Source organism: Paenibacillus sp. 01T422 (assembly GCF_056398785.1).
In genome coordinates, this window is sequence record NZ_JBFTQB010001709.1 from 1 (window position 1) to 392 (window position 392).

Annotated in this window: 2 protein-coding genes; both read left to right on the forward strand. The window is 43.1% G+C overall.

Annotation, left to right across the window (positions count from 1 at the left end; translation table 11 throughout):
* Window positions 1-131 (forward strand): YwbE family protein (locus tag AC1DUA_RS40880; RefSeq protein ID WP_477505047.1); only part of this gene is annotated, 131 nt, incomplete at its 5' end.
* Window positions 132-153: 22 nt separating this feature from the next.
* Window positions 154-392 (forward strand): YolD-like family protein (locus AC1DUA_RS40885; protein WP_477505046.1); only part of this gene is annotated, 239 nt, incomplete at its 3' end.

The window sequence follows — 392 nt, forward strand, 5'->3', positions numbered from 1 at the left end:
GCGGAAAGCTAACACGAGGAATTGTGAAAGACTTATTAACGAATTCACCGACACATCCACATGGGATAAAAGTTAGACTAACCGATGGACAAGTAGGAAGGGTTAAAGAAATTATATCGCCGGCTAGGTGATTAGAACGCAGGGGGAGCGAGAATGGCAAAGGCGAAAGTTGCAAAAAGACCAACGCGCGACGAGTTTGTTTTAGAAGAAATAGGGAATCAATTGTCGGAAGCGAAAATGGAAAACTCAGAAATCGTGCTAACGGTTTGGGGTCGTGTAGAAACGGTACGTGGTCTTATCAAAACGATGGATTCACGTACAGGACGAGTACATATGGAGACAAGCAACGGGGAATTGGATAAAGTTCCTTTTATGGATATTATGAAAGTGGA